This window comes from Streptomyces sp. AA4 (assembly GCF_000158875.1).
Taxonomy (GTDB): domain Bacteria; phylum Actinomycetota; class Actinomycetes; order Mycobacteriales; family Pseudonocardiaceae; genus Amycolatopsis.
Window position 1 is genome coordinate 62348 of sequence record NZ_GG657747.1, and the last position, 17118, is coordinate 79465.

The following is a 17118-nucleotide window of genomic DNA, read 5'->3' on the forward strand; positions in this document are numbered from 1 at the left end:
GGGCAGACGCTGCGCCGGATGGAGTACCGCCATCCGGACTACTCCCAACGAGGGGATAAACGCGAAAACTCTTCACATGCGTACTACCCGTCGGTAGCGTGCGCTGGGTCACCCTGGGGCATCCTTCGTGGACGGAGCTGTGGCATGCGACGACGCATTCCCATCCTGGCCGCGGGCGCGGTAGCCGTGCTCACGGCCGGGCTAGTGCAGATCGGGACCGCGGCACCGGCTTCCGCCGCGTTGCCCGGCAACGACTACTGCGCGGGCCAGTGCAACGACATCCTCCCGCCGGGCGAGAACGGCAGCGCGACGCTCGCCGAAATCCTGGCCAACAAGGCGTTCGGCACCCAGCCCGGGCACGCCGACGACCAGCTCGGCAAATACGCCGACCTGGCGGGCGGATACAAAACGCTGACGACCGACACGATCGGCACCTTCTTCAACGATTCGTCCTTCGGAGTGCCCGCCGACCAGGTCGCGAGCACGATCAAGCCGCGCGAGGACGTGACGATCACGCGCGACAAGGCCACCGGCGTCCCGCACATCCAGGGCACGACGCGGTCCGGCACCGAGTACGGCGCGGGATACGCGGCGGCGCAGGATCGCTTGTGGCTCATGGACATCATGCGCCGGGTCGGGCGCGGCCAGCTGACTTCGTTCGCCGGCGGCGCGGAAGCGAACCGCGAGCTGGAGCAGTCTTTCTTCGCCTCCGCGCCCTACACCGAGGACGAGCTGCAGCAGCAGATCGACGCGGTGGCGGCGAGCGGTCCGCGCGGCCAGCAGGGGCTCGCCGACGCGAAGGCGTACATCGACGGCATCAACAAATACATCACCGATTCGCACAACGGCCGGTACTTCCCGGGCGAATACGTGCTCACCGGGCACGTCGACGCGATCACCAACGCGGGCACCATCGAACCGTTCAAGCTCACTGACCTCGTCGTGCTCGCGTCGGTGGTCGGCGCGCAGTTCGGCGCGGGCGGCGGCGGCGAGGTGCAGAACGCGGTCGCGAAGCTGGCACTGCAGGAGAAATACGGCGTCGAGCAGGGCGAAAAGGTGTGGCAGAGCCTGCGTGCCGCGGACGATCCCGAGGCCGTGAAGACCCTGCACGACGGGCAGACCTTCCCGTACGGCAACACTCCGGCGAACCCGCAGGGCGCGGCGCTGCCGGACAAGGGCTCGGTGACGAACCAGCAGCTCGTGTTCGACCAGACCGGTTCGGCCGCCGCCGTGCAGCCGAACGTCAAGGTTTCCGCTCCGAAGGACCAGGAATCCGCGCGCGGCATGTTCGACAACGGCGTGCTGCCGGGCAATATGCTCAAGGAAAAGCACGGCATGTCCAACGCGCTGCTGGTGTCCGGGGCGAAGACCGCCAGCGGACATCCGGTCGCCGTGTTCGGTCCGCAGACCGGGTACTTCGCGCCGCAGCTGTTGCTGCTGCAGGAAATCCAGGGCCCGGGCATCAGCGCGCGGGGCGCGTCGTTCGCCGGGCTCAGCATGTACGTGCTGCTCGGCCGCGGCCAGGACTACTCGTGGAGCGCGACGACCGCCGCGCAGGACATCATCGACACCTACGCGCTGCCGCTGTGCGACCCGAGCGGCAAACCGGCCACCAAGGACTCGAACTACTATCTCTACCAAGGCAAATGCCTCCCGATGGACAGCGTGGAGCGCAAGAACGCCTGGTCGCCGACGGTCGCGGACGGCACCGCCGCCGGGTCCTACACCCTGCGCAGCTACCGCACGAAGTACGGCCCGGTGACCTCGCGCGCGACGGTCGACGGGAAGCCGGTGGCCTACTCGTCGCTGCGGTCCTCGTACTTCCACGAGGTCGATTCGCTGATCGGGTTCCAGGAGTTCAACGACCCCGGCTTCGTCAAATCGGCCGCGGACTTCCAGCGCGCCGCGAACGACGTCAACTTCACCTTCAACTGGTTCTACGCGGATTCCAAGGACATCGCGTACTTCAACTCCGGCGCGAACCCGGTGCGCAATTCCACTGTGGACCCGATGATGCCGGCGTGGGGCGACCGCGGGTTCGACTGGAAGGGCTGGAACCCGGCGGGCAACAAGGCCGAGTACACGCCCGCGGCGCAGCATCCGCAATCGGTGAACCAGGACTACTACATCAGCTGGAACAACGCGCAGGCCAACGGTTACGCGTCCGGCGGTGCGGACAAGTCCGCCGTGCACCGCGGCGATCTCCTGGACGCACGGGTCAAGGCGCTGCTTTCCAGCGGCACCAAGGTGACCCGGGTGAACCTGACCCAGGCGATGGAGGACGCGGCGCTGGCCGACCTGCGGGCGGAGAAGGTGCTGCCGCTGCTGCTGCAGGTGCTCGACCAGGCTCCGCTCACCGGTGCCGCGGCCGATGCCGAGGCGAAGCTGAAGACGTGGATGCAGCACGGGCACCAGCGCGTCGAGTCGAGCCCGGGCAGCAAGACCTACCACGACGCCGATGCGATCCGGATCATGGACGCGTGGTGGCCGCTGCTGGTCACCGGCGAGTTCAAACCGGCGATGGGCGACGACGCGTTCGGCGCGATGACGAACGTGCTGCAGATCAACGAAAGCCCTTCCGGTTTCCAGAACGAGACGCCGGGCAAGCACGTCGGGCAGCCGCACCAGGGTTCGGCGTACCAGCACGGCTGGTGGGGCTACGTCAGCAAGGACCTCCGCACCGCGCTCGGACAGCCGGTGGCCGGCCCGCTCGGCGCGAAGTTCTGCGGCGGCGGAGACCTGACCGCGTGTCGGCAGATGCTGGTCGACTCGCTGACCACGGCCGCCGGACAGCCCGCCGCCACGGTGTACCCGGGCGACGGCGACTGCTCGGCGGGCGACCAGTGGTGTGCGGACTCGATCATCCAGCGTCCGCTGGGCGGCATCGCGCACGGCAAGATCAGCACGCAGAACCGGCCGACGTTCCAGCAGGTCGTGGAGTACCCCGCACACCGCGGCGACAACGTCTCGAACCTCGCGGCGGGCAAGCCGGTGAACGCTTCCAGCGCGGAAACCGGGTTCTACAACTCCCCGGCCTCGAACGCGGTCGACGGCAACCCGGGCACGCGCTGGGCGAGCGACTGGAGCGACAACCAGTCGATCACCGTCGATCTCGGCTCGGTGCAGCAGGTTTCACGGGCGGTGCTGTCGTGGGAGAAGGCGTACGGGAAGGGCTACAAGATCCAGCTGTCCACCGACGGCACCGACTGGCGCGACGCGGCTGTGGTGACGGACGGGAACGGCGGGATGGACAACGTCGCGTTCGCGCCCTCGAACGCGCGGTTCGTTCGGATGCAGGGAGTCACGCGCGGGACTAAGTACGGGTATTCGCTGTACGAGTTCGAGGTTTACGCGCACTGACCTCGGCAGTGCCAGACCGCCCCGGCCAGCAGGATCGGCCGGGGCGGTTCACGTTGTGGAACACCTGACCACCTGGTGATATTCGTCGCCTGCCGTTCCGGCGGTCGCGAAGTTACCGTGTCCGCATGGACGACTGGACTCCGCGGACCCGCGCGATCGCGGCGGGCCGGCCGCACGGCCCTGGCGAACCGCTGACCACGCCGATCGTTGCCACGAGCACCTTCGAGGCCGGCGGCGACGCGGTGTACGCGCGCTCCGACGGCACGGATACCTGGGCTGCCTTCGAAGAGGTCGTCGGGTCGCTTGAGGGCGGCACTGCGGTCTCGTACGCGTCTGGGGTCGCCACGTTGTCCGCGGTGCTGGATTCGTTGCCGGTCGGGTCGACGGTTGCGGTTCCGTCGTTCAGTTACGCCGTCACGCGCGGAGTGTTGAAGCACGCGCAGGAACTCGGTCGGCTCACGGTCACCGAATTGGAGCCGACCGACACACAGGCATGGCTCGATTGCGACGCCGATCTGTTGTGGCTCGAATCGCCGACTAACCCGACGCTCGACGTCATGGAAATCGAGACCATCGCGCGCGGCACGAGGGGACGCGTAGTCGTCGACAACACCTTCGCGACTTCGCTGCATCAGCAACCACTGTCGCTCGGTGCGGACGTCGTCGTGCACAGCGCCACGAAGCTCATCGGCGGACACAGCGATCTTCTGCTCGGCGTCGCGGTCGCAGCCGATCCGGAACTAGTGGAGCAACTTCGCGCCGCGCGTACTCGCGTCGGCGCGACACCGGGTGCGCTCGAAACTTGGCTCGCGTTGCGGGGTTTGCGGACGCTTCCGGTGCGGCTCGCCGAGCAAACTCGCACTGCCGAGTTGCTGGTGTCCCGATTGGCGGAACACCCGGCGGTAACCAAGGTTCGCTACCCCGGTTTCGGGATGATGGTGGCGTTCGAAGTCGCCGATGCCGACGCCGCCGACAAGGTGTGCGCGAGCGTCCGGCTGATCCGGCCGGCGACGAGCCTCGGCGGGGTGGAAAGCCTGATGGAACGGCGTGCGTGGCTGCCCGGCGAGGAGCGCGTGCCGCCGGGGCTCATCCGGTTTTCCGTCGGATTGGAAGACCCGGAGGACCTGTGGCGGGATTTGCTGACCGCGCTCGGCTGATTTCCGTCACTCTCTGACAAGGGCTGGGCGGGTTGCCTCGCAGCTGTTACGGTATGGGCACGACGGGCCGGAATTCCGGCATCCGGGCGAAATCATCGCCGACGGGAAGCCGTTCGTTACCGTTTTCCCTGGTGTCATTAATCACCAGCTAAAGGGTTACCCCTATGTGCTGAATCTTCGGCAGGATCAGCGGGCGCGGTGGGGGTCATCGCGCTTTTCTCAGAGGGGTAATCATCTTGAAGAAGACCCTGGGCAGACTCGCGGGCGCGGTGCTCGCGGGCGCCCTGATCAGCCTTGCCGTCGTGCCCGCCGCGAACGCGGAGACCACGACGGAAACCTCTTCCTCGGCTCCGGCCACCTCGAGCGAGTCGGCTCCCACCTCGGAAGCGCCGGCCAGCAACACCGCCACGCCGACCGAGTCGGGCAAGCCGTCCGAGACCGGCGCGCCGACGGAGACCGGGAAGCCGACCGAGACCGGCAAGCCGACCCAGACGGGCAAGCCGACCGAGACCGGCAAGCCGACTGACTCCAGCAAGCCGACCACGCCGACCTCGTCGGAGACCTCCACTCCGGAGGAGCCGCCGTACGTGGACGACACGGGCTTCGGCTTCGACCTGGACGGGAACCTCGGCTTCGTCGTGATCGCGTGCGCCGCGGGCGAGCCGACCGGCCTGCGCTCCAACGACTTCGACCTCGTCGAGGGCCCGGTGCAGGACGAGACCGACGGTCGCTACTGGGGGTGGACGGTCAAGCGCCACGAGGGTGTCTCCTTCGAGAGCGGCACCGTGCGCGCGGTCTGGACCTGCGGCGGCAAGCCGACCGACGGCGGCCAGCTTCCCCCGGCGGGCGGCGCGGGCGCGGGCTCCGCTGGCACCACCGGCGGCAACGGCAACTCGCAGGTGAAGTACGCACCGAAGCACGGCGTCGAGACCGGCTTCGGGGGCATGGCCGCCTGATGACCAGGAAGTACGGGCAGGGCGTCGCTCTCGCGGGCGCTCTGCTCCTCTCCCTCTCGCTGAGCGCGTGCGGTTCGGACGCCCCGGCGGCGCCCGCCGCGCAGGCCCCGGCCAGCCAGGCGGTCCCGGTGACCAAGCCGTTTTCCGGGCTGCGGCCGACGTCGGTCGAGATTCCGAAGATCGGCGCGAAATCGTCGCTGATCACCGTGATGCCCAACAAGGACGGGCAGATCTCGGTGCCGTCGGTGAAGAACCCGATGCAGGCCGCGTGGTACCGGCTTTCGCCGGTGCCGGGCGAGGTGGGCCCGGCGATCGTGCTCGGGCACGTCGACGGCAACCACAAGCCGGGCATCTTCTACCAGCTCAAGGACGTGAACCCGGGCGACGAGGTCGACATCGAACGCAGCGACGGCAAGAAGCTGAAGTTCGTCGTGGACCACAAGGAACAGGTCCCCAAGGACACGTTCCCGACGCAGGCCGTCTTCGGCAACACCGACAAGCCGCAGCTGCGCCTCATCACCTGCGGCGGCGCGTTCGACCACGCCGAGCACAGCTACAAGGACAACATCGTGGTGTACGCGAACCTGGTCTCCTGACTCAGGTCGGCCCCTGCCCCAATGTGGCATTGGGTGCGTCAGACGCACCGAACGCCACATTGGGTGCGTCGCATGCACCCAATGCCACATTGGGATGCTCGCGGCTCAGGTCAGCAACGGAGTGAGCAGCGTGCGCTGGTCCTTCGGCACGTATTCCGCGTAATTGTCATACAGCGCCTGACGCGCCAGCCGCGCCGCCGACTCCCCGTCGGCGGCGCGGATCGCGTTCAGCACCTCTTCGTGGTGCCGCAGCCAGGAATGCATCAGCGTGCCGCGGTCGTTGGCGTGGCTGAGTTTGTCCTCGATCAATTCCAGCACCACGCCACGAACCACTTCGCCGCTGACCACCAACAGCGGATTCCGCGACACTCGGGCAATGACGTCGTGGAATGCGACGTCCGCCCGGCTGAATTCGGCGTATCCGTCCGCCGCGGCCATTCCTTCCAAAGCGACGTCGAGCGCGGTCAAATCCTCGGCCGTCCGCAGTTCCGCGGCCAGCAAGTGCGACGAACCGTCCAGCACCATCCGGAATTGCAGCAGTTCGGCCAGTCCGACGTGTTCCGCGCGCGCCAGCCGGTGCATCGACCGGTGCAGCGCGCCCGGCGACGCGGCCAGCACCTCGGGGCCGCGCGGATCGCCCGGCCGCGACCGGATCAGCTCGGCGGCCTGCAGCACCCGCAGTGCCTCGCGCACGGTCGAGCGGCCGACGCCGAACTGCATCATCAGCTCCCGTTCGCCGGGCAGCCGTTCGCCCGGCTTGAGGCGGCCGCTCACCACGGCCTCCTCGATCTGCTCGACGATCCGCTCGTAGGCGCGGACCGGAGCCACCGGTTCGAACTTCATCTTGACCTCGGTGTCTGCCGGATGCGAGTCTGCCTGTCAGGGTTACTGGTCAGACCAGTGTACTGAGCAGGAGGCGGAATGAAAGCCCGGAGCACTGCGGCGGCACTGGCGTTGCTGCTCGTGACATCCGGCTGCTCGGCAGGCTCCAGCGCGAGTGTTTCCCCAGGTCCGGACACGCTTTCCGTCGGCTACTCGGCGGAGCCGGCCAACTTCGACTTCACCCGTTCCGACGGCGTGGCCATCCCGCAGGCGCTGCTCTACAACGTCTACGAGGGCCTGGTGAAGCTCGATCCGCAGGGCCGGATCGTGCCGCTGCTCGCGAAGTCCTGGACGATCAGCCCGGACCGCAAAACTTACGACTTCCAGCTGCAGCAGGGCGTCAAGTTCAGCAACGGGGCACCGTTCACCGCTTCCGACGTCCAGTTCTCGCTGATGCGCGTGAAGACCGACTGGACGATCTCGATCAAGTCGGCGATGGACGTCGTGGACCACGTCGAGGTCGTCGCGCCGGAGCACGCCCGCGTGGTGCTGTCGAAGCCCAGCAACGGCTGGCTGTTCAGCCTCACCAGCCGGCTCGGCGCGATGTTCAGCCCGACCGGCGTCGCGGATCTGGCGAACCATCCGGTCGGCACCGGGCCTTACGAGGTCGCTTCGCGCCGTCGTGGGGATTCCATTGTGCTGCGGCAGAATCCGCAGTACTGGGGACGGAAACCGGCGTATCGCACGGTGGTGCTCAAGTACTTCGCCGATCCGACCGCGCTCAACAACGCCTTGCTGTCCAACGGAATCGACGTGATCTCCAACCTCACGTCGGCCGATTCGATCCCGCAGTTCCAGGGCGATGACCGGTTCACCGTGCAGCAGGGCACCACGAACAGCGAGGTCACGCTGGCTTTCAACGGCCGTCGCGCGCCGCTGAACGACGTGCGCGTCCGTCGTGCGCTCACCTACGCCATCGATCGGAAAGCCGTGCTGGACCTGGTTTTCAGCGGTCGCGGCACGCTAATCGGCAGCATGGTCCCGCCCACCGACCCGTGGTACGAGGACCTGTCGAAGGTCTATCCCTACGACCCGGCGAAGGCGAAGCAGCTGCTCGCCGAGGCGGGCGTGCACGATCTCAAGCTGCGGCTGCGGATTCCGAACCTGCCGTACGCGGTGTCGGCGGCGCAGGTGGTGCAATCGCAGCTGGCGGATGTCGGCGTCACCGCGACGATCGAGCCGCTCGACTTCCCGGCGGTGTGGCTCAAGCAGGTCTTCACCGACCACGACTTCGACCTCTCGATCATCCAGCACGTCGAAGCCCGCGACATCTCGACGTTCGGAAAACCGAAGTACTACTGGGGTTACGACAACAAACGCGTGCAGCAGTTGCTCGCCGCGGCGGACAGCGGCACCCCGCAGGAGCAGGTGAGCGACATGAAGGAGGTCGCGCGGCAGCTGAACGCCGACGCGGCCGCGGACTGGCTGTTCCTCTTCCCGAACGTCGTGGTCGCCAAGAAGAAGGTGACCGGACTCGCGCGCAACCAGGTCAGCGAGTCCTTCGACCTGACGTCGGTGAGGCCGGCATGACCGCGCGCGTGCTGCGGCGGGTGGCCGTGTTCGCGGTGAGCCTGTTCGTGGCGTCCGTCGTGGTGTTCCTGTTCATGGCGGTGCTGCCGGGCGATCCGGCGCAGGTCGCGCTGGGCGTGAACGCGACGCCGGAGCTGCTCGCGAAGACCCGCGCCGAATTCGGCATCGACCGGCCGCTGGTCGAGCAGTACCTGAGCTGGATGGGCGGGGTGCTGCACGGGGACTTCGGCCGGTCGTACGTCACGCGGGAGGCGATCAGCCCGCAGTTGCTGGACCGGCTCGGCGTCACGTTGTGGCTGGTCGGCGCTGGAATGCTCGTCGCGCTCGTGATCGCTCTGCCGGCCGGCGCGTTCGCCGCCGTGCGGCACCGGAAGGCCAGCGGCGTCGCGGTTTCCGGGCTGTCGCAGGTCGGCGTGGCGATCCCGGCGTTCCTCGCGGGCATCATCCTGGTGCAGATTTTCGCCGTGCAACTGCGCTGGCTGCCGAGCGGCGGATGGACGCCGCCCGACCAGGACGCGGGCGAGTTCCTGCGCGGACTGATCCTTCCGGCGTTGTCGCTCGGCCTGGTGCAGGGCGCGGTGCTCACGCGATACGTCCGCTCGGCGGTGCTCGACACACTCGGCCAGGACTACCTCCGCACCGCCCGCTCCAAGGGTCTCTTGCCTGGTCAGGCACTGTTCCGGCACGGGCTGCGCAACGCGTCCGTCCCGGTCGTCACCGTGCTTGGCCTGCAGCTGACGACGCTGCTGATCGGCGCGGTCGTCGTGGAGCGCGTGTTCGTGTTGCCCGGTCTCGGCAGCATGCTGCTGGACGCGGTCGCGCGACGCGATTTGCTGACCGTGCAAGGGATCGTGCTGGTGCTGGTGGCCGGGGTGCTGCTGGTGAACTTCGTGGTCGACGTGCTGTATTCGGTCCTCGACCCGAGACTGCGGGGGTCCTGATGCGCCGCAACGGAAATCTCCTGCTCGGCGGGATCCTGGTCGCGCTTGTCGTGCTGGCCGCGCTGGTGTCGTTCGTCTGGACGCCGTACGACCCGGTGCAGGTCAACGCGGCGGACCGGCTGCTGGGCTTTTCGGCCGAGCACCTGTTCGGCACGGACAAATTCGGCCGCGACGTCTTCAGCCAGATCCTCGTCGGCGCGCGAACGACGCTGTACGTCGGCGTGGTCGCGGTCGGCATCGCCGCGGTGCTCGGCACCCCGCTGGGCGTGCTGGCCGCGATGGCCCCGCGCTGGCTCGGCGAGTTCGTGATGCGGGTGAACGACCTGGTGCTCGCGTTTCCCGCGCTGCTGCTGGCGATCATGTTCGGCGCGGTGTTCGGCGCGGACACGCTCACCGCGATGGTCGCCATCGGCATCGCGACCATCCCGTCGTTCGCCCGGATCGCGCGGTCCGGCTCGCTGCAGGTGATGGCCAGCGAATACGTGCTCGCGGCGCGCGCGGGCGGCCGGTCGCGGACGCGGATCGCCTGGTCGCACGTGCTGCCGAATATCGGCGGACTGCTGATCGTGCAGGCGTCGGTGTCCTTCGCGATCGCGGTGCTGGCCGAGGCGGCGTTGTCGTTCCTCGGTTTCGGCACGCGGCCGCCGACGCCGTCGTGGGGCCGGATGCTGCAGGAATCGCAGGAACTGCTCACCGCGCATCCGCGGCTGGCGCTCGTGCCCGGCGTCGCGATCGCGGTGGCGGTGCTCGGGTTCAACCTTCTCGGCGACGGTCTGCGCGACCGTCTCGACCCCCGATTGGCGGCGCGGGTATGACGCTGACGGTGGAGAACCTGCGGGTCGCGGACCTGGTGCGCGGGGTTTCGTTCGAGCTGGGCGCGGGCGAGCGGGTCGGGCTGATCGGCGAATCCGGGTCCGGGAAATCGCTCACCGCGCTGTCCGTGCTGGGCCTGCTGCCGGAAGGGCTGTCGGCCACCGGCTCGGTGCGGCTCGACGGCCGGGAACTGCTCGGCGCGCCGGAAAAGCAGCTGTCCCGGTTGCGCGGCAACGGGATGGCGATGGTGTTCCAGGAACCGATGACGGCGCTGAACCCGGCGATGCGGATCGGGCGGCAGGTCACGGAGCCGTTCCGGGTGCACGGCCGGCGCGGGCGTCCGGCGGAGGAACTGCTGGCCGCGGTCGGGTTGCCGGGCGTCGCGCGGGCGTATCCGCATCAGCTGTCCGGCGGGCAGCGGCAGCGGGTGGTGCTGGCGATCGCGCTGGCCAACGACCCGGCGCTGCTGATCTGCGACGAACCGACCACCGCGCTGGACGTCACCGTGCAGGCGCAGATCCTCGGCCTGATTCGCGAGCGATTGTCGGCGGAGAGTTCGCTGCTCTTCATCACGCACGACCTGGCGGTGGTGGCGCAGATGTGCGACCGGGTGCTGGTGATGCTCGACGGGTCCATTGTGGAGCATGGCTCGACCCGGGAGGTCTTGACCGCGCCGAAGCACGCGTACACGCAGCGGTTGCTGGCGGCTTCCGATCTGGAGGGCGCGCGATGATCTCCGTACGGGATTTGGAGCGGCGGTATTCGCGGCGGGACGTGCACGCGTTGCGCGGCGTGAGTTTCGACGTTTCCGCTGGTGAGCGGTTCGGGATCGTCGGCGAATCCGGCTCCGGGAAGTCCACGCTGGTGCGGTTGCTCGCCGCGTTGGACCGGCCGACCGCGGGCACGGTGTCGTTTCAGGGCAAGCGGATCGATTCGCTGCCCGAACGGAAGCTGCGGTTCCTGCGGAACGAAATGCAGATCGTTTTCCAGGACCCGATGGGCTCGCTCGATCCGCGGATGCGCGTGCGGGACATCGTGTCCGAACCGCTCGGCCGCCGGTCGCCGGAGCGCGTCGCCGAGTTGCTGACCGCCGTCGGACTGCCCGAGGACGCGGCGCTGCGGTACCCGCACCAGTTCTCCGGCGGGCAACGGCAGCGGATCTCGATCGCCCGCGCGCTCGCGCCGAATCCGAGCGTGCTGATCGCGGACGAACCGGTGAGCGCGCTGGACGTTTCGGTGCGCGCGCAGATCCTGGACCTGCTGGCCCGGCTGGTCGAGGAGTTCTCGCTGACGCTGATTTTTGTTTCGCACGACCTCGGTGTCGTGCGGCACGTGTGTGAGCGCGTCGCAGTGATGCGGCGCGGGGAGATCGTGGAAATCGGGGCGGTTGACCAGGTTTACGCTGCGCCGGAGCACGAGTACACCCGGGAACTGCTCGCCGCCGCGCCGAATCTGCGGACCGAGCTGGCCCGGTTGAAGGGAGAAACGGATGCCTGACTACCCGGACGGCCTGCCGATCGGTTCCGGCTGGGTGTCCACAGTGGATACCGCGGACGTCGTGTTTCCCTATGACGGCAGCGTGATCGGCACCGCTCCGGTTGGCACCGCTGCACTGGCTACCCGCGCTATTGATGAAGCAGTAACAGTGGCTCGCGAAGTTGCTTCGCTGCCTTCGCGCACTCGCCGGACGTTGTTGAACGACGTGGCTTCGGCAGTGCGCGAGCGTCGGGCGGAATTCGAGCAGCTGCTCGTGCTGGAGACCGGGAAACCGCTGGTCGACTGCCAGGTGGAGGTCGCGCGGACGATCGTCACCTGGGAGGCGGCGGCCGAGGAAGTGTCGCGGCTGCACGGCGAAACCGTGCCGCTCGACCTGCTGCCCTCGGGCGATGGGCTGGTCGGGTTCTGGAAGCGCAAGCCGATTGGGGTGGTCGTCGGCATCGCCGGGTTCAATTACCCGCTGCTGCTGGCTTCGCACAAGATCGCTCCCGCCATCGCGGCGGGCTGCCCGGTGGTCGTGAAGCCAGCGCCGCAAACCCCGTTGGCGACGCTGTGGCTAGTGCACCTGGTCCGCTCTTGCACCGAGCTTCCCGCGATGGTCCAGCTGGTCACCGGAGACGCTTCCGTCGGCTCGACGCTGGTCACGGATCGGCGGATCGGCGCGGTGTCCTTCACCGGCTCGGCCGCCGTCGGCCATCAGATCGCCCGCGCCGCCGCGCCGACGAAAACCCTGCTGGAGCTGGGCTCGAACGCGGCGCTGGTGGTCGCCGAGGACGCCGACCTCGACGCCGCCGCGGATGCCGTGTTGCGCGGCGGGTTCTACGCGTCCGGACAGGCCTGCATTTCGGTACAACGGGTGCTGGCAGTGTCGTCCGTGGCCGCGGAGTTCACCGACAAGGTGCTCGCGCGGCTCGGCGAGGTGACTGTTGGTGACCCGCGTTCTGCCAGCACGAGGGTGTCCGCACTAATCGACGAACGCTCGACCGCCCGGGTCGCGGAGTGGGTCGACAAAGCGATCGCGGCGGGTGCCCGGCTGCTGGCCGGCGGTTCGGTCCGCGACGGAATGTTGGAGCCGACGGTGCTCGCGGACGTCCCGGACGGCGTCGAATGCTGGGACGAGGAGATCTTCGGCCCGGTCGTCTGCCTGCGCACAGTGTCCGATGTGGACGAAGCATTCGCCGCGGTCAACGCGTCGCGGTACGGCTTGCACGCGAGCGTGTACAGCCGCTCGCTGAAGACCGCGTTCCGCGCGCTGGACGAGCTGGAGGTCGGCGGGGTAGTGGTGAACGAGGTGCCGGGTTTCCGGTCCGACACGATGCCATACGGCGGGGTCAAGGACTCCGGGATCGGCCGCGAGGGGCCGCGATTCGCGGTGGAAGAGATGACCGTGACCAGGATGGCGGTGCTGCGCCCGTGAACTACGCCGGACTGTTCCGCATGGACGGCCGCCGCGCCGTCGTGCTCGGCGCGGGCAGCGGGATCGGCCGCGAAGCCGCCCGCGCGTTGGCCGCGCACGGTGCGTCGGTGATCTGCGCGGACCGTGACGTCGCCGCCGCGCGGGAGACCGGCGTCGGCGAGGCGTACGAGATCGACCTGCTCGCTCCCGGTGCCATCGCAGCCGCCGCAGACGAACTCGGCCCGCTGGACGCCGTGGTGTTGACCGCCGCCACGAACGTCCGGAAACGCCTGCTGGACTACACCCGCGAAGAGTTCGACCGCGTGGTGGAGCTGAACCTGGGCGTTGCCTTCGAGGTGCTGCGCGCGTTCGGTGCGCCGATGGTCGCGCAGGGCCGGGGAAGCATCATCGGCTTCTCCTCGATCCGCGGTACCACTGTCGAGCCCGGCCAAGGCCCGTACGCAGCAACGAAGGGCGGCCTAGTGCAGCTCTTCCGCACCGCGGCCGCTGAGTTCGGGCCGTCCGGCGTACGCGTCAACGCCATCGCCCCTGGCGTGGTCGAGACACCGTTGACCGCGCAGATCAAAGCGCGCCCCGACTGGTACGACGCCTACGCCCAGAAGGGCGCCCTCGGCCGCTGGGCGCGCGCGGACGAACTGGCCGGCGCTGTCGTGTACCTCGCTTCGGACGCGTCGTCCTTCGTCACCGGCTCCGTCCTGGCCGTCGACGGCGGCTGGACCGCGGTCGACGGCCGCTTTGACCCACCCGCTTCGTGAATCGGAGGTTCCGCGATGACCGAATTGGCCGACCTGACCGCTAACGAGCTGGTAGCCGGGTACCGCGCGCAGACGTTCTCGCCCGTCGAAGTCACCGAAGCCGTCCTCGCCCGCATCGACGCTCGCGAACCCGAACTGTGCGCCCTGTACGCGTACGACGCCGCTTCAGCCCGCGAAGCAGCGAAGGCGGCCGAAGCACGTTGGCACGCCGGTGAACCCTCCGGACCCATCGACGGTGTCCCTCTGACGCTGAAGGAAAACATCGCTTCGGTCGGTGTACCCACGCCCCTCGGGACCGCCGCTACGGCGTTGACGCCCGCTGCCGCCGACGCCCCTGCCGCGGCGCGCGTACGCGAGTCAGGCGCAGTACTGCTGGCGAAGACGACCATGCCCGACTACGGCATGCTCACCTCCGGCCTCTCGAGCTTCCACGCCGCTTCGCGCAACCCGTGGGACGTCACGCGCACCCCCGGCGGCTCCAGCGCCGGTGCCGCGACCGCAGCCGCCGCGGGCTACGGCCCCTTGCACGTAGGCACCGACATCGGCGGCTCCATCCGCCTCCCCGCCGGTTGGTGCGGTCTGGTCGGCCTGAAACCCAGCTTCGGCCGCGTCCCGGTCGACCCGCCCTTCCTCGGCCGCGTCGCCGGACCCCTGACCAGGACCGTCGCCGACACCGCCCTGCTGATGAGCGTCCTGGCCCAACCTGATTCGCGGGACCACCTGAGCCTGCCGCCCGCTTCGATCGACTGGCTTTCCCTGACTGGCTCGCTGTCCGGCCTGCGCGTCGGCCTGCAACTAGACCCCGGCGTCGGCCTCCCCGTCGCCCCGGAGGTCGCCGCCGCGGTCACCGCCGCCGCCGAGTTGTTCTCTGCTGCTGGCGCGACCGTGGAACCCGTCGCCCCGTTCCTGACCCGCGAACACCTGAACGGCCTGGACACCTTCTGGCGAGTCCGCGCCTGGTCGGACCTGGCCGCGCTGTCGGAAGACCAGCGCGCGAAAGTCCTGCCGTACATCGCGGAATGGGCCGCCGGGGGAGCGGAAGCGTCCGGTGTGGACACTTACCGAGGCTTCGCCGCCATCGACGCGATCAGCGTGGCTGCCCTGCGCGCAACCGAACCGTACGACGTGGTGCTTTCACCGACCTGCCCGGTGCTGCCGCCGCCCGCGGAATGGCCGTCCCCGACGAACGACCCGTCGCGCCCGTTCGAGCACATCGCGTTCACGGTGCCGTACAACATGTCCGGCCAGCCCGCGGTGTCCCTGAACTGCGGCTACACCCCGGAGGGGTTGCCGATCGGACTGCAGATCGCGGGCCGTCGGTTCGCCGACCTGGAGGTCCTCCAGATCGCCGCGGCTTACGAGAAGCTGCGCGGGGAACAGCGTCCTTGGCCGGTCAGCTGAGCGGGTTTCCGCTCAGCGTTTTGCCAGCTCTTCAAGCTTGCTCAACCACAAGTCGAAATGAGGGCACTGGCTCTTCAGCCCAGCCACACCGAGTTCGGCGATCGCCAGCGGGCCTTCGATCACTTTCTGGTAGCCGGCGCAGTAGCGAATGAGGCGTTTTGACGGTGCCGTTTTCGTGCCGCCATTGACCAGTTCCGGACCGCCGGCGGCGGCGCAGTCGGCGCGAAGCTGATCGGCCAGTCGCGGTTCACCCCTCAACTCGCTCAGCTGCTCGGCCGCCGCGAATACCCAGGATTCGAGCTCGTGCAAGACCAGGTGAGGGAGAAAGCGTCGGTCGGGGACGGCCGCCGCGATCGCGCGCTCGACGTGCTGCACTTGAGTGTCGGCCGGGCCTGCCGGAAGGCTCGAAACTCCTGGTGCATCGGCGGGAAAGCCGTAGAAATCGAAGATCGTGGTCAAAGCGGTGAGGGACTTCTGGCCGAGCAGGTGCTGGATCTCCCGGTGGATCTTCACCCAGGACGAAACGCCGCCGCGGTGCGTGACCGACGAGGTCTGTGTTCGCACGACAGACACGGTGACGGTTGTCCAGCCAGCCTCTCGCAAATGGTCGACCAGGAGTTCCTGCGCGACTGTCAGCTCCGACTGCCCTTCGACCGACAAGTGGAGGCGCTTCGGGTCAGTCATTCAGGACGCTGCCCCTCGACCCCGGTTGTCCGCCGATGAGGTTCTTCTCCCACAGTTCGCCAAGCGAGTAATCCTCGAGCCAGGTCCGCAACGCGTCGGGGTTCGGCTTCCCGAAGGAAGAACTGCCGTCGTGTTGTTCGACCACGATGAGGTCGTCGACGGTGAACTGGTTCATGAGCGTGACCGATTGCGTGGCGATCAGTACCTGGCTTTGCGCCGCCGCTCGTCGAAGCATGTCCGCCAGCACGACGATCGCGTACGGGTGCAGGCCGAGTTCCGGTTCGTCCAGGACCACCAGCCCGGGAAGCCGCGGCTGCATCAGCAAGGTGGCCAGGCAGACGAACCGCAACGTTCCGTCGGACATCTGCTCGGCGGAAAAGATCCCGTCGAGTTCTTTGTGGACCCAGCGGAGCCGGACTCGGTCGGTTCCGTATTCGTCGTCGAGAACGAAGTCCTTGAAAAACGGGGCGACCAGGCGGATCGTGCTGGTGATGCGACGGTAGGCAGCTTTGTCTTCCGAACGGTCGCTGCGTTGCAACCGCAGGAGAACGGGCGCGAGGTTGGCGGCGTCGTCTCGAAGTGCGAGGTTGTCCGCTGTCGGCGCTTGCCGTTTGACAGGCGCGTCGCGGCTCGTGTCGTCGAAGTGATAGACCCGGCAGCCCTTGAGCACAGCGTGAATGAGTTCCGCGGCCGCGTCGTGCTCGTCAACAGCTTGTTCGAGGCGTGACTCGCGATGCCCCTGGCCGAGTTCACGCCGGTAAGGCAATTCGGGAGCGGTCTTGCTGATCTCCTCCAGATCGAAGATCAGCTCGTCGTTGGCCGCGGGCACGAGTCGAATGCGGTAGCTCGCTGCCGACAGGTCGAGAGTCAGCCCAATGCTGGATTGGGAGCTTCCCTTGTAGCTCATTTCGGCGGCTCCGCCATGGAGCCCGACGTGCAACCCGAGGTCTCCGTCGACAATGCTGCTCAGCAGACCCAGTGCCTGGATGAAGTTGCTCTTGCCCGCGCCGTTTGCCCCGACCAGCACATTCATGCTGCCGAGAGGCACCTGTGCCGAACGGATCGAGGTGAATCCCTCGATGGTGATCGCGCTGAGCGAGTGCCGAGCCATGCGCATACTGTACGGGCG

15 protein-coding genes are annotated in these 17118 nt (G+C 68.2%); 12 read left to right on the forward strand and 3 right to left on the reverse strand.

The window, feature by feature from the left end:
* The first annotated feature begins 144 nt into the window (after window positions 1-144).
* The 4 genes from SSMG_RS39105 (at window position 145) to SSMG_RS39120 (ending at window position 6069) form a co-directional block, all read left to right on the forward strand.
* Window positions 145-3360, forward strand: coding sequence for a penicillin acylase family protein (locus tag SSMG_RS39105; protein WP_009085598.1), 3216 nt, complete (start codon window positions 145-147; stop codon window positions 3358-3360).
* A gap of 125 nt (window positions 3361-3485) precedes the next feature.
* On the forward strand, window positions 3486-4517 hold the full coding sequence (locus SSMG_RS39110) for a PLP-dependent aspartate aminotransferase family protein (RefSeq protein ID WP_037718923.1): 1032 nt from the start codon (window positions 3486-3488) through the stop codon (window positions 4515-4517).
* A gap of 236 nt (window positions 4518-4753) precedes the next feature.
* Entirely contained in the window at window positions 4754-5473 is a 720-nt protein-coding gene (locus tag SSMG_RS45765; RefSeq protein ID WP_009085600.1) for a hypothetical protein, read from the forward strand.
* A complete protein-coding gene (locus tag SSMG_RS39120) occupies window positions 5473-6069 on the forward strand; it encodes a class F sortase (protein ID WP_009085602.1) in 597 nt (198 codons plus the stop codon). Before SSMG_RS45765 ends, SSMG_RS39120 begins: the two co-directional genes overlap by 1 nt.
* 105 nt (window positions 6070-6174) lie before the next feature.
* Here the strand turns inward: SSMG_RS39120 and SSMG_RS39125 are convergent, their stop codons facing one another.
* Window positions 6175-6912, reverse strand: coding sequence for a FadR/GntR family transcriptional regulator (locus SSMG_RS39125; protein ID WP_009085612.1), 738 nt, complete (start codon window positions 6910-6912; stop codon window positions 6175-6177).
* A 78-nt stretch (window positions 6913-6990) separates the two neighbouring features.
* Here SSMG_RS39125 and SSMG_RS39130 point away from each other — a divergent pair, with 78 nt between their 5' ends.
* Genes SSMG_RS39130 through SSMG_RS39165 form a run of 8 tightly spaced genes read left to right on the forward strand, consistent with a single transcriptional unit; the run spans window position 6991 to window position 15305 of the window.
* Window positions 6991-8481 (forward strand): ABC transporter substrate-binding protein, encoded by a 1491-nt coding sequence (locus SSMG_RS39130; RefSeq protein WP_009085615.1) that lies wholly within the window; start codon window positions 6991-6993, stop codon window positions 8479-8481.
* Window positions 8478-9422, forward strand: a complete 945-nt coding sequence (locus tag SSMG_RS39135) for an ABC transporter permease (protein ID WP_009085616.1) — start codon at window positions 8478-8480, stop codon at window positions 9420-9422. The genes SSMG_RS39130 and SSMG_RS39135 overlap by 4 nt, the downstream gene beginning before the upstream one ends.
* Window positions 9422-10237, forward strand: coding sequence for an ABC transporter permease (locus SSMG_RS39140; protein WP_009085618.1), 816 nt, complete (start codon window positions 9422-9424; stop codon window positions 10235-10237). The genes SSMG_RS39135 and SSMG_RS39140 overlap by 1 nt, the downstream gene beginning before the upstream one ends.
* On the forward strand, window positions 10234-10968 hold the full coding sequence (locus SSMG_RS39145; RefSeq protein ID WP_009085620.1) for an ABC transporter ATP-binding protein: 735 nt from the start codon (window positions 10234-10236) through the stop codon (window positions 10966-10968). The genes SSMG_RS39140 and SSMG_RS39145 overlap by 4 nt, the downstream gene beginning before the upstream one ends.
* Window positions 10965-11732, forward strand: coding sequence for an ATP-binding cassette domain-containing protein (locus SSMG_RS39150; protein ID WP_009085622.1), 768 nt, complete (start codon window positions 10965-10967; stop codon window positions 11730-11732). The genes SSMG_RS39145 and SSMG_RS39150 overlap by 4 nt, the downstream gene beginning before the upstream one ends.
* Complete coding sequence (locus tag SSMG_RS39155) at window positions 11725-13149, forward strand: aldehyde dehydrogenase family protein (protein WP_009085623.1); 1425 nt, start codon at window positions 11725-11727, stop codon at window positions 13147-13149. Before SSMG_RS39150 ends, SSMG_RS39155 begins: the two co-directional genes overlap by 8 nt.
* Entirely contained in the window at window positions 13146-13904 is a 759-nt protein-coding gene (locus tag SSMG_RS39160; RefSeq protein WP_009085625.1) for an SDR family NAD(P)-dependent oxidoreductase, read from the forward strand. The genes SSMG_RS39155 and SSMG_RS39160 overlap by 4 nt, the downstream gene beginning before the upstream one ends.
* Before the next feature lie 15 nt (window positions 13905-13919).
* Window positions 13920-15305 carry an amidase gene (locus SSMG_RS39165; protein ID WP_009085626.1) on the forward strand — a complete coding sequence of 462 codons (1386 nt, stop codon included), beginning with the start codon at window positions 13920-13922 and terminating at the stop codon, window positions 15303-15305.
* 12 nt (window positions 15306-15317) lie between these two features.
* Here SSMG_RS39165 and SSMG_RS39170 read toward each other — a convergent pair whose 3' ends face one another.
* Window positions 15318-15989, reverse strand: a complete 672-nt coding sequence (locus SSMG_RS39170) for a DUF4276 family protein (protein WP_009085628.1) — start codon at window positions 15987-15989, stop codon at window positions 15318-15320.
* Window positions 15982-17100 carry an AAA family ATPase gene (locus tag SSMG_RS39175; protein ID WP_009085629.1) on the reverse strand — a complete coding sequence of 373 codons (1119 nt, stop codon included), beginning with the start codon at window positions 17098-17100 and terminating at the stop codon, window positions 15982-15984. Before SSMG_RS39175 ends, SSMG_RS39170 begins: the two co-directional genes overlap by 8 nt.
* Window positions 17101-17118: the final 18 nt, after the last annotated feature.